The sequence below is a fragment of the Endozoicomonas sp. ALB115 genome (assembly GCF_049310245.1).
In the GTDB taxonomy this organism is placed as follows: Bacteria; Pseudomonadota; Gammaproteobacteria; order Pseudomonadales; family Endozoicomonadaceae; genus Endozoicomonas.
The window spans coordinates 1-12318 of sequence record NZ_JBLYZG010000092.1 but is presented as its reverse complement, the minus strand read 5'-3'; the positions used below and the strand labels follow the sequence as shown (position 1 = coordinate 12318).

The window sequence follows — 12318 nt, the reverse complement described above, 5'->3', positions numbered from 1 at the left end:
GATGGCTCGGATGAGGGGGCGGAATTATGCACACAGGACAAATGTAAAGAGTTAAAGCGTGACTTCCTCTGCGACAACAACAAATGTATTCACGAAAATTATCTGTGCAATGGGGATAATGATTGCGGTGATGGCTCGGATGAGGGGGCGGAATTATGCAGCCCGGTAACCAGTCCTGTAACCAGCCCTGTAACCAGTCCTGTAACCAGTCGGGTAACCAACCCTGTAACCAGCCCTGTAACCAACCCTGTAACCAACCCTGTAACCAGCCCTGTAACCAACCCTGTAACCAGCCCTGTAACCAATTCTACCGATACTGAACTTGAAGCCCCAGCCGAATCCTCAGCTTATGGTTGGTTTGTTTTACCCGCAGTTTTGGTGGGTGTAGGCATCATCACCTATGGAGTCTGCACTTATCAGAGCTACAAGACCCTAAGACGGGAAAATCCGGACTCATCAACAAGACCTTTATTATCGAACGCACTTAGACATCCGTTGTATTTCAGGCAGCCTCAAAATCAACCAGTAGCTACCTACAGCACTGATTCTGGGAGAGTTAAGGGGTCGGAGGTGCAACTGAACGTATGATGGCATAAATCAAGTGTCCAGTCCTCAGCGGCTAATCAGCCGCAGATGGCAGCAAATAACAAAGCTCAAATATTTTTCGGCAAAAATTTCCCGGAAAGTGAGATTTAATATAAAAGCAATGCTAGTACTACACAGGCTAGTTATTAGAGGGAAATCACCACTGGTCACTCAACCGCCAGGGATTGACACCTGACCTGTAACCAAAATCAAAGAAAAAGTGAGGAAAATAACATAAACTACTCCGTGTTTTATATTTGGTAATCCTTTTCTTAATTCACACAATTTAATTTTAAAAGAGTTCAAAAATAGATCACTTTAATTAGATTTAGCTGTTTATTTTTATATATGACCCTGACCATTCTTAAACTAATGGTATTGCTATGGATACATACTTTTCGACATCAAAAGGTCGGTTTGAAGTTGTGAATTTGTCTTCAAGTGAGTATGCCATGCGCTCAAGTGGGGCATTGTCATAACCAAACTGCTGAATTTCATCAATATAGCGATTAATAAACTCTCGAGAGCCAAAATAACGCCACTGCAACACATGCACCAGTTCGTGAAAGTGGAGCCGCAATTTCTGTTCAAACCCTTTTTTTATAAAGTAGGTATTTTTGTAGGTTATGCCCTGTATGTCCATATCAAGAAAGCCTCCCAGACCTTGATCTCTCAGTTCTGGGAAATCGGGTATTGGCAGGTTTTCCACAATGACAAAGTAACTTTCTTGTAGTAACTCCGGGCTGTAAAAGCCAGAGAAATAGGGCAATAGCGTAGTGCAGGGGGTGCGTTGAGGAGCACTTTCTGTCAGGGTCGTTTCGATCCATTGTTCGAGCTGGTTTAGCATTTTCTTCCTTGACCTGTCTGGAATTGGTGATTCTCTCTCCCACATAGCAGGAAAGTGAGAATAATCTAAGGACTTATAAGACAGGGCCTGATGGTTCATGATCTTGAGATGGCCTTGCTTCGAGTCGCATGTTCACATACTGCTTACTTAATTCCCCTCTGGCCTGCTCCTCAGAAATTCCTTTTTTTCTGGCTCTTGTTTGGGCTCGAAGATTGTGGTCACTGCTTTGTGCTGCCTCCTTACATTCTTGATCTTGACATAGTGCTGCTCTGTATTCTCGAGCAAGGGGAGGAGTTCCCTCATCAGGGTAAAGAAATGTCAGTAGATAGGGTTTATCAGCGGAATCACCACAAATCATACAGTTGGCCATGCTCTATTTTCCTTTGTATTTTTTATTTCAGATATCAGCACTTGTTTTCTTGGTCGGGCTGAAGAGTAGATACAGCTCCCCTTTTTCGGAGAGCTGTTCATGTCGTTTAATAATCTATACCATGCATTCCTTCATAAAGCGATTTAGCATCCGAAGCAAGCGCCACAGCCTCTCTGACCTTCTTATCCATCAAATCCAGAAGCCGGAGTTTTTCTCCTACCTTGGCAATGGCCTCAATACGGCGATAATGCATTGCATGGGTCTCAGCGTACTGTGCCAGTCCTTTTAACTTGGGTAGGGCGTCACTGAGATGTATTCCATGAGGGTCTACAATATCAGCAACAATGCTCCCGTCTGTCTTCTTGGAAAAGAAAATAAAATCAGGACGAACGATCTTAAAGGCTTTACCATCCTGATACGCCACGCCCAAAGAATCCTGGCTGGTACGGGACGGGTTACGATACCAAGCTTGGAAATCCGCGCGCTCCATTTCACGGCTTAGCACGTCTTTTTCCCATTCGTTCAAGTACGCTGGAAACTGTTTTTCACTGTCGCATAATAAATGGTGCTGATAAGTGGGCAGGGGAATTTCCCTGCCATCGGTTTCCCGTACCGATGTGGCTTCCATCCAGGACTTTGGTTTGCTCAGGTCAATATCTTCCGGTTCGGCACTCATCTCCTTGATCTGGCGATACTCTTCCTGCCGGTCATCGTTCAAATCTTTAATGGCAATCCGGTAATCGTTAAACCATTTTTGCGCCAGCTTGTTGGCTTCCTCATCCACATACGCTTTCACTTCCGGAACCAGCCCAAGCGCAGCAATAGCCACTCGTGCTTCAATAATCGCCTCTTCAAGATCGTGATGGCTGCCTACGGATTTGTTGGCCAGGTAGCGGGCATAACTGATGGACACATCCCCATTGATCAGGCGGGATGCTCGACGAAAAGCGTCGTTAATCACCGGCATATCCGCATCTTCCCAGAACTGGTCGAATGACTTCTTCTTGCTGTGCAAGTTTGCGGTTAGGCTTTGCCCTTCAACGGTCATCACATTTTTTCGGGCGGTTTTAATTTCATCCGAATAACGAGCCTGGGCTGCATCCAAAACCTTATGCATTTCAGCGTGGGCGGTTTTACCGGCATCCGGTAAAAGGTTATCCGTTGATAATTCCTGCGCCAATGCAGTCAGGCGATTCACCGGCTTGGCAACCCGTTTGGGCAAAGATTGTGAAGGCAGCGAAAGAAACTTTTCCCATACCGACTCAGGAATATCCGTGTTTGGTGTCATCTCCACGGGATTAATCAGTACCCGACGACCGTCCAACCCACCACCATCTCGAACATCTACCCCACTCATTAGGGCTTCAGCCACATTCTCCACGGTTTTCTTATCAAACAGTGGCAGCAGGCAGTCGACAGAATTGAGTCGGTCATGGCCGGGAATTCTTCGTGCCAGGGGGGTTCGCACCATTCGCCCTAATAACTGGGTAATATGCGTGTGATCCTTAGCCGGGCGGAAAGAGACCATTACTTCTGCCCTGGGGCAGTCCCAACCGGTACTGATGGCATCTTTGGCGATAAGCACCCGAACCTCTTGAGATTCTTGCACCCGTTCCGGTGAAATATGGTGTACCAGATACCGGCCAAAGTTCTGGGCACTGTGATCCCCGAGCACATGGCGAATGGCCTCATCGGTTAACCCTGGCCAGTGGTTGAAAATGGTATCCAACCATTCGCCAATATCTTTTGGGGAGGGTGTGTTAGGTACTTGCAGCACCAACAGCGGTTTGACGATATGAGTATCTTTTTGCTGGCGGGCGTATTCTTCCCAGGCATCGCTGGACTCTTTAATTTTCTGTGTGGCACGGCGCACCAGTACGGTTTCAAAATTGCCGGTCTCGTCAGGAATATCAAGAATAATGGTGTCTTTTAACAAGCCTGAATCTTGAACCTTGGCGGCATCCACCACCACATTAGGCAGTGTGCTGCGTCCCTCGGCACCCGCCAACGACCAGAGAACTTTGACCTTAAGCAATACAACGATGAGGCGCGGTTCTCGTTCGGGGAGGGCAGAAAAGTGAAACTACCTTTCCGTGTTGATATGACAGTCAGGGTTTGACCTTCTCAAAGCTGGCAAAGGCAAGCTCAAACCCTGCTGCAACAATACTTCATAAATATCATTTAAAGATCAATCAATTATAAATAGTTAAATGACTTCCGGCATAGCCGGAAGCTTATTAGGGGACGCCCTCAAAGGGCTATTATTGCGCCCATGGGCGCGAGTCAAAACCCAGTTTCAGTTGATCCCGGTTTTCGTCGTTCTTTTCTTGATTTCGGATATATTCCCTGACAACTTCTTCATCCAAGCCGACCGTACTCACAAAGTACCCTCTTGCCCAGAAATTCTCTCCGTTAAAATTCCTTTGTCGCCCTTTAAAATGCCTTGCTATAGCAATCCCGCATTTACCTTTTAAATACCCAACTACATTGGAAACAGAGTATTTTGGTGGAATGCTTATGCAGATATGGACATGATCTCTCATCAGGTGTCCCTCAACAATTTCACAGCCTTTTCTCCTGGCAAGCTCATGAAAAATTGAGCCGAGAAACTTCCTCAAACTTCCGTAGATGACTTTTTGCCTTTTCTTGGGAATGAACACGATATGATATTTACAATCCCAGCGAGTATGAGTCAGACTTTTGTAGTCTGGCATAAGTTAAACCTCTTGATTCGTGGTGGAATCTTCGAGGTTAGCTACCGAAGCGTCGGTAAAACCTATGCGAGTCACCCCGGCATAGCCGGGGGTTTACCTAATGATTAATTATATTGATTCTTGTATTAGGGAGTAGGCGCTTAATGTCTACCATAAGAATCATGGTTACTGTCAACACGCTGCCCTGCCTGACCCGACAATACAGCGATATCACCGGTCTGTTGACGATCAAGAATATCCAGTACCGTGGCAATTTTATTGCCCAGCTCGGACCACTCTTCTTCGGCCACCGAGTCCTTCACAATACCCGCACCGGAGTAAAGCATCAGGGCATTATCAGCCAGACGGGCGCTGCGAATTGCCACACTGAAATCACTCTTTTGAACACCAACAATCCCACACACACCGGCATACAAGCCACGAGCATAGGGTTCGTTGGCGGCAATAAAGGAGAATGCATCCCCTCTTGGAGCGCCCCCCACTGCGGGGGTCGGATGAAGTACGTCCAGTAACTGTTGATCACTCACGTCGTGGTTCAGTACACCACGAATCTGGTAACGCAAATGTTGAATATGGCGCAATTTAACAATCGAGTGGCTGCGATCCGCTTCCAGGGACTGGCAGAAGGGTTGCAGCCTATGGCAGATATCATCCAGAACCAGACGGTTTTCATGGATATTTTTACCATCGCTCATCAGCAGGCTTTCCAGCTGAGCATCTTCAAGCAGGTTCTGACCGCGGACAATGGTACCTGCCAGGGCCTCGGTAGAAATAATATTTTCCAGTCGCTTCACCAGTCGCTCCGGAGAGCAGCCAAAAAACGTTTGCCCCTGCCCCTGAAACAGGAACTGATAGGAATGCGGATTCGCCTGCTGCCATGCGTAAAGCAATGAGAATGGGGAGAGATGCCCCTCAAGTTTCAGACACGTTTCCCGGGATAGCACCACCTTATCCAGCACACCCGATGCAAACGCCTGCCGGGCCTTGTCCACCAGTTGGTTCCAGACATTGGCATCAGGCTGGTAACCTGCGAGCTGAAACGTAAAGTCAGCCTCGGGTAACTGCTGGCAGTAGTTGAGTGCTGCGATAATCTCCAGAGCCTTGCGAATACTGCCATGGTATTCCAAAGTATTGTCAGACCTGAGGTTCACACCCAACACCGTTCCCTTGCGAGTCTGAACCAGTTCCAGCAGTGGCAGGATGACCCTGCCATAACCAAAAGCAGGCCAGATTGACGCTTCATCATCCGCAAAAGAGAGGTAGCAGAGGCAGTGACTGCTCCTATGCGCCGGCAAATGGCTCAGGATTTTGTGAGCACTGGCAAATGCACAAGCCAGGTCCTGTCGGCAGGATAATGTTTCTGACCAGCTGTAACCGAGCGCCGCGATAGCATGATCGCCTTCCCGGTCTCTCCAGAATGCTTTTTCACAGCCATCCTGTGCCGCCAGAAAGCCCTGTAGGTGAATGGCCGGGAAAGGGAGCTCAATTCTGACCAGCCGCTTTTCAGGCACAGGTTGAGATAACAGCTTTTCCAACTGTTGCACCATCAATGCCAACTGAGTCTGAATTACACTGGTCAAGACATCCTGCCAATAAGATCGTTAAAAAAAGACATCGTAAGATAACGAAATTGTACGTAGATTGGCCACCGGTATCTGGATCGTATTTACCGAGAAAAGCCATAGCATCCCTAAGGGTATAACCGACTGTTGGTAATAGTAGATGAATTTTTCAACGTAACTTTCTATCATTGCATTTTTTTCAACGCTGAAATTCATGCCTTTCAGCAGAACTGAACCCTTGATCAGTTTCATCAGCACGGGTAACTATTCACCATGGCCACCAATGGAGAGTCAGCCAGACAATGGCTGGAACAGAACAGGGAGCAGATCTCGGAGGAACGAATTCTCCAGATTCGCAGTAACCTGGTAAAAAAAATAAATCAGTTGGCGGATGCTGAGGACCTGACTGTATCGGATGAACATCAGGGGTTGCTGGAGGCCCTTGATGTGATGGATGCCTGGCTTCAGGAACGCGCAACACCTCAGGAAACAGCAGCGGACGCTTCAACGCTGGATTACAGCCCGCTTATTCAGGAGCCGTCGGAAACAGTCCCTCAGCTGACTCAGGAAGAGAAGCTGCGCCGCTTCCAGAACCTGCTGAAGGACACAAAAAAATAACGGCAAATGGTAAGGTTGCGCTCAGGCAACCTCGCCAACCCGCTGCCGGGGCATCACACTTTCAACCGCTCACACTCTTCAACGACCCGGTCGTAGGTCCAGTCCCCGCCGCCGGGATGCTTCACCTCGTGTTCAATCAGCTTCTGGCACATCTGCATAGGGTTCAGTCCCTTTTTTGCCAGTCGCTCCAGAGTCTGCTTCAGCTCATTATCTGCTTCACTGAATTCCTGAGCGCTTCGGGATCCTTTCTTTCTGACTGCAACTTTTATTTGCTTCATCGTCAACTCACCTAAAACAACGTGGGCCTCTGGCAGGCCTGGAATAACACCCCGGCAAGAATAGCAGCGAGGTGATCTCTTCTCAGGCAGCCTCCCGGATAATCTATACTCTATTCTTAGATTCTGCGCGCAGTAAAGCAGGAGTTTACCATGAAACGTCTTTACTACCTGACCGGCTCTCTGGACAGCGTCACCAAAATTACTGAAGACCTGCACCGGGATGGCATCACCAACTGGCATCTCCATGTTTTAAGCCGAAACGAAGCTGGCCTGTATCACAAGCAGGTTCACAGTGCCAATATGCTGCAGGAAAACGATGTCATTCACTCCGGAGAACTGGGAGCCCTCATTGGCGGTGTTGTCGGCCTGCTGGCGGCCACAGTGATTGAGTGGTGGAACCCAATCGGGATAGAGATCCCGCTACCCGCCCTTCTGGTGGTCGCTGGTGTCTTTACCATGTTTGGTGCCTGGAGTGGTGGATTGGCAGGGATCACCCGCGAGAATTACAAAACGGCCCGATTCCACGATGATCTGGTAAAAGGCAAACATCTGATTATGGTGGATGTTTCCAGACAACAGGAGCAGCGGGTGCGCTACCATCTGAGCAAATATCATCCGGAAGCTTCTCTTGCCGGTGTGGATACCACCCTGACACTGCCTTTCAGCCCTAACTTCTGGCGTTATCCGCGCCATAATTAATCAACAACCAGCTTGTCTATTGTCAGGGGATGGTGATTTCACAAGCGCCTGCACCTCCTGAAAGGTTTCGGACTCCGCATCAGAAGGTGCTTTTCCCAACAGGCTGAACACCACTATTGCCACTGACGCCGCGATAAAACCGGGAATAATCTCGTAAACTTCAAAAATTCCCCCACTGAGCGAACGCCATACCACCACAGTTACGCCTCCCACAACAATACCGGCAAGGGCTCCCAACCCATTCATCCGCTTCCAGTAAAGGGAAAACAGCAGCGCAGGACCAAAGGCGGCACCGAACCCTGCCCAGGCATAAGACACCATCTCCAGCACCGAACTGTCCGGGTTGAGTGCCAGCACCGTGGCCAGCACCGCAATAGCGACAACGGCAATACGGCCAACCAACAGCATCTCAGCCTGAGTAGCATTGGGACGCAGCATATTGCGATAAAAATCCTCTGCTACCGCAGTAGAACAAACCAGCAACTGAGAATCTGCGGTACTCATAATAGCGGCCAGAATCGCGGCCAGGAGAATACCGGCTATGACCGGGTGAAAGAGGGTATTCACCATCAGCATAAAAATAGCTTCCGGGTCGTCTAATACCAATCCCTGCCGCTGGGTATATATGATTCCGGTTAAACCAACCAGCAAAGCACCCAGCATACAGATTCCAGTCCATGAAACCGCAATACGCCGTGCCAAGGTTAGCTGATGACTGGACTGCACCGCTTTAAAACGCGCCATAATGTGTGGCTGGCCAAAGTACCCCAGCCCCCAGCTCAATAATGACAAAACCGTAATCACAGAAAGCGCTTCCCCCCGAACATCAGTGAACATGCTGGTCAGATGGGGGTTCAGTTGGTTAATGTCGGCCATCACCTGCCCGGCACCTCCGGTGACTTCCAGCACGGTCACCGGAACGATCAGCAGTGCTGCCGACATCAGCAGGCCTTGCACCAGGTCGGTCCAGCAGACCGCCAGGAAACCACCAAACAGGGTGTAAGAGACCACACTCAACATGCCAAGAATCACTGCCAGCTGGTAGTCGAAGCCAAAAACAGATTCAAAGAGTTTGCCACCGGCTACCAATCCTGAACTGGTGTAAAAAAGAAAAAAAATCAGGATAAAACCCGCACTGACCGGTTGCAGAATATACTTCAGATCGGAGAAACGGTTGGAAAAAAATTCGGGAAGCGTCAAAGAGTCATTCGCAACCGCACTGTATATTCTTAAACGACGGGCCACCAGAAGCCAGTTCAACCAGGTTCCTCCCAATAGCCCCAGCCCCAGCCAGATCGCCTCAAAACCAGCCGCAAACGCATACCCTGGCAGGCCCAATAATAGCCACCCACTCATATCAGAAGCACCGGCGCTTAATGCCGCCGACCACGGCCCCAGTGAGCGTCCGCCAAGAAAATAGTCAGAGGAGTTCTGGGTTCTCTGCCAGGCAATATAACCAACCCCCAGCATGGCAATAAAATAGATCAGAAAGGTTATGGTTATTTGTATTTGGTTTTCCATGATGGCTAAACTCTTGGTATATATATCTTCAACGTTAGCCCACATTTATTTGTTCAATTCAATTGAAATACCTGCTGATTTAATTAGTTATTTATCAAATAAAGTCTGCCAAAAATATGACTCTTAGCCTTTCGATAATAAATTATTTTGATTTAAAGCTGCCCTTATATTGATCCAGTTAAGGTGCGCTATTATTCAAAAATGAACTTGTAATTTGTGGATACAGACATGGACAGTCAACGCATATCACCCCCCTCCTATAACCAGATAAAATTACCTGACCAAAAACCAGCAAGGTACGTTGGAATTGAATCAGGCAAGGACAGTAAAATATTGGATAGTCATGGGAAGCTGGTTTCCAAGTGGGGACGAAAGATTGAGAATTACCTTAAAATAGAGCGAATTAATCCAGAAAAATATGCTCGCAGTCAAAAAATGCATAAGTTCCAAGAATCCATGACCAGCAGACGGGTCAAACTTTTAACACAAGAAGTTCAAAATACATCGGATCATATTGATAGTATTTTGATGCTTCCTAACGAAATTCCAAATGACTGCGAATTTATCAGCCAGAAAAAATTCCAGAAGCTTGTTCAATCAGATGTTAAGAGATATCTCTCTTACGAAATCAAATCCTGCAACTCGGGAGAAAAGCTCCTTCAATTATACGAGGAAGTAAAGAGACTCGGCGATCACCATCGCCTGCCACCCAAAATAACAGACCCTCTAATTAAAAAAATTAATGCTCAAATGGCAATACTTGTTGAGAAAATGCCAAATCACCTCAGAAGCATTGATCCTTGTAAAGAAGATACTCCAACCCTTGAATTGACCAAGCAAAAGTGTGAAGTGGTAAAAGGTCTGTACAAGGCTGCCAAAACGATTGGTTATGACTTATGCAAAGAGCATAGAAAAGCACTAAGAGATACTATGATCGACATGTTTTCCGAAGATGTTGAAAAAGTAGCGACTTGGTGCAAAACAAGAAATAATCTGAAAGAGAATAAATATTTATCAGATCAAATTATAGAAGTAAGAAATTCAATAATATATCCATTCTTGGAAGAAGCTGATACAAAATATAACAAGTATGTTAATAAAGTCAAAAAAAGCACAGATATACAAATAAAAGATTTAGAAGAACAACGTGAAATAATACCCAAAATAATTACAAGACTTAATCAAAAACTAACAACTGCCTCTCAAATCATAAAAAATGAGGCGAAAGCAACGGCAGTTAATGAAAATTTATTAGAAGGCAAAAGAAAACCAACAAAAGCTACAATCCAAAAAATTGAAGAAAGAGAAGTTAATAAATTTAATGAATTTAAAAGTCTACAAAAAGAATATAAAAGCCTGTATGAAACATTGAATTCCAGACTGAAACAATTTGATTCCAGTGTCGAAATATATTTTAAAGACCAACAGAATCTGACACCAGAAGCCATCACACATCCTGAAGCATTCCTGACTGCTTATAGAGGAGTAGAATTAACCAAACCATGGGAAAGCCTACAAAGCCTGGATCCAACAAATACCAATTCTAATTTGGCTTTACAATCCTTCAATCATGCTTGCATTGATAGTCACTTTAAAAAACTTGTGTCTGAGGAACAGGGCTGGTTGCCTGAAAAGGAAATAAAAACACTCAAAAATCATGTTCAAGGATCAGTAATAGAAAACTCTGATCAGAAAGAAGCCTATGATCAATTGGTTGTTGCGCATACCGCCTGTGAGCTGGCCAGAAATGCATATCAAAAAGACACGAAGGATGAGACAAAAAATGCCAAGAGGTATCGTCGACAAGCCAAAATAGTGCAAGGCACTGTTACTTCGCAACAGCTTGACACAGCAAAACAACTGAGAATGTTGCATGCAAAGCCAGTAACCAATAAAACTGACCACATCGGTGTTGATGCCAAGCCCGACGCTGAAATGGATGAAAGCAATAATCACTCTTTGAGTAGCAGTTCTGCTGACTCAAGTAACAAAGCTCCAGCAGTAAGTGATGCTGAAGTACCTCAAGACAGTATTGACGCAAACATTACCTCAGGCCTGCATCAAGAATCAGCTACTGAAAAGCCACAGACCTTACAAGCCAAAAAAGTATTACCACCGATACCCAGTAACAGCAACACTACAGAGAACAGTGACGCTGAAATACAACCCAATGGAAATAAACTACCACCAATAGTACCCCCACGACCCGAAGAACAAACACCACCAAAACGCCCAAAACTACCAAAACTACCAAAACTACCAAAACTACCAACATCAAATCGCCCAACCTGGCCAGCACCAAAACCACCATCTTCTGAAAACAAAACAAGTGGTGGAGCTAAAGGCCAAACCGATGGTAGTAAATCAGTACCGACACCACCACCGCCGCCGCCAGTACCTTCTGGCAAGACCACAAAATTCGGTGGTGCTAAAGGGCAAACTGATGGTAGTAAACCATTACCACCACCGCCACCACCACTACCTTCTGGCAAAAGCATAAAAAGTGGTGGAGCTAAAGACCAAACAGATGGTGGACATAAACCACCTCCTCCTCCGCGACAGCCAGCACCATCAGCCGGAAGTCAAACCACGCAAGCCAGTAGTGGAGTTAAAGGTCAAGATTCTGGAAGAGTTGCACTTTTAAACGAAATTCGCAATGAACAAAACTTACAAAAATTAAGAAAAGTGCCTGAAGCCAAAAAAAGCGATCGCTCCGCTGCAAACTCTAAAAAAAGCGAGGCCAAGGCACCAGATTCCTTTAACACAATCATAGAGGAATTTAAAAAAAAAATGAATCCTGATGGTGATGCTAATGCTAATGCTGATACTGATGACGACTGGAACTAAGACCACAAAGTTTGGCGCAAGAACATCTTACACAAGACTGCATTACCCGGGCACAGTTATCGAGAGGCAATCAAAAACAGCGTTAACAAAAAGAGGATTTTAAGCATATAGAAAAGAAGCCCCGTTGATTACTCAACCGGGCTTTTCTGTTGGGTGCCTGGCGATGACCTACTCTCACATGGGGAAACCCCACACTACCATCGGCGATCGGTCATTTCACTGCTGAGTTCGGGATGGGATCAGGTGGTTCTAACCTTCTATGGTCGCCAGGCTAATT

The 12318-nt window shown here is 46.4% G+C and carries 10 protein-coding genes and 1 rRNA gene; 4 read left to right on the top strand and 7 right to left on the bottom strand.

Features of this window, described 5'->3' with window-relative positions:
* Positions 1 to 588 (top strand): hypothetical protein (locus ACO6VE_RS22700; protein WP_422463603.1); only part of this gene is annotated, 588 nt, incomplete at its 5' end.
* A 361-nt stretch (positions 589 to 949) separates the two neighbouring features.
* On the opposite strand, the gene ACO6VE_RS22695 is transcribed toward ACO6VE_RS22700, so the two are convergent.
* The 4 genes from ACO6VE_RS22695 to ACO6VE_RS22680 all read right to left on the bottom strand — a co-directional run bounded on the left by ACO6VE_RS22695 (position 950) and on the right by ACO6VE_RS22680 (position 6096).
* The gene (locus ACO6VE_RS22695) at positions 950 to 1432 is read right to left on the bottom strand and encodes a hypothetical protein (RefSeq protein WP_422463601.1); all 483 of its coding nucleotides are present in this window, start codon (positions 1430 to 1432) and stop codon (positions 950 to 952) included.
* A gap of 476 nt (positions 1433 to 1908) precedes the next feature.
* Positions 1909 to 3837 carry a hypothetical protein gene (locus ACO6VE_RS22690; RefSeq protein ID WP_422463600.1) on the bottom strand — a complete coding sequence of 643 codons (1929 nt, stop codon included), beginning with the start codon at positions 3835 to 3837 and terminating at the stop codon, positions 1909 to 1911.
* A gap of 226 nt (positions 3838 to 4063) precedes the next feature.
* Positions 4064 to 4516 (bottom strand): IS200/IS605 family transposase, encoded by a 453-nt coding sequence (gene tnpA, locus ACO6VE_RS22685; RefSeq protein ID WP_422463598.1) that lies wholly within the window; start codon positions 4514 to 4516, stop codon positions 4064 to 4066.
* Between the two features lie 140 nt (positions 4517 to 4656).
* On the bottom strand, positions 4657 to 6096 hold the full coding sequence (locus ACO6VE_RS22680; RefSeq protein WP_422463596.1) for an isochorismate synthase: 1440 nt from the start codon (positions 6094 to 6096) through the stop codon (positions 4657 to 4659).
* A 255-nt stretch (positions 6097 to 6351) separates the two neighbouring features.
* Here ACO6VE_RS22680 and ACO6VE_RS22675 point away from each other — a divergent pair, with 255 nt between their 5' ends.
* Positions 6352 to 6696, top strand: coding sequence for a hypothetical protein (locus tag ACO6VE_RS22675; RefSeq protein ID WP_422445917.1), 345 nt, complete (start codon positions 6352 to 6354; stop codon positions 6694 to 6696).
* A gap of 53 nt (positions 6697 to 6749) precedes the next feature.
* Here ACO6VE_RS22675 and ACO6VE_RS22670 read toward each other — a convergent pair whose 3' ends face one another.
* A complete protein-coding gene (locus tag ACO6VE_RS22670) occupies positions 6750 to 6974 on the bottom strand; it encodes a hypothetical protein (RefSeq protein WP_101749297.1) in 225 nt (74 codons plus the stop codon).
* Between the two features lie 150 nt (positions 6975 to 7124).
* Here ACO6VE_RS22670 and ACO6VE_RS22665 point away from each other — a divergent pair, with 150 nt between their 5' ends.
* Positions 7125 to 7673, top strand: a complete 549-nt coding sequence (locus ACO6VE_RS22665; RefSeq protein WP_209203948.1) for a hypothetical protein — start codon at positions 7125 to 7127, stop codon at positions 7671 to 7673.
* Here the strand turns inward: ACO6VE_RS22665 and putP are convergent, their stop codons facing one another.
* Complete coding sequence (gene putP, locus ACO6VE_RS22660; protein ID WP_422445920.1) at positions 7674 to 9194, bottom strand: sodium/proline symporter PutP; 1521 nt, start codon at positions 9192 to 9194, stop codon at positions 7674 to 7676.
* 228 nt (positions 9195 to 9422) lie between these two features.
* On the opposite strand from putP, the gene ACO6VE_RS22655 reads away from it, so the two are divergent.
* Positions 9423 to 12041: a hypothetical protein gene (locus ACO6VE_RS22655; protein WP_422463594.1), complete on the top strand. Its 2619-nt coding sequence runs from the start codon at positions 9423 to 9425 to the stop codon at positions 12039 to 12041.
* Positions 12042 to 12196: 155 nt separating this feature from the next.
* Here the strand turns inward: ACO6VE_RS22655 and rrf are convergent.
* A 5S ribosomal RNA gene (rrf, locus tag ACO6VE_RS22650) occupies positions 12197 to 12312 on the bottom strand.
* Positions 12313 to 12318 lie beyond the last annotated feature (6 nt).

Coding starts and splice junctions, on each gene's coding strand:
- tnpA (WP_422463598.1), bottom strand. CDS start 4,516: ATGCCAGACTACAAAAGTCTGACTCATACTCGCTGGGATTGTAAATAT.
- ACO6VE_RS22665 (WP_209203948.1), top strand. CDS start 7,125: ATGAAACGTCTTTACTACCTGACCGGCTCTCTGGACAGCGTCACCAAA.
- putP (WP_422445920.1), bottom strand. CDS start 9,194: ATGGAAAACCAAATACAAATAACCATAACCTTTCTGATCTATTTTATT.
- ACO6VE_RS22675 (WP_422445917.1), top strand. CDS start 6,352: ATGGCCACCAATGGAGAGTCAGCCAGACAATGGCTGGAACAGAACAGG.
- ACO6VE_RS22670 (WP_101749297.1), bottom strand. CDS start 6,974: ATGAAGCAAATAAAAGTTGCAGTCAGAAAGAAAGGATCCCGAAGCGCT.
- ACO6VE_RS22655 (WP_422463594.1), top strand. CDS start 9,423: ATGGACAGTCAACGCATATCACCCCCCTCCTATAACCAGATAAAATTA.
- ACO6VE_RS22695 (WP_422463601.1), bottom strand. CDS start 1,432: ATGCTAAACCAGCTCGAACAATGGATCGAAACGACCCTGACAGAAAGT.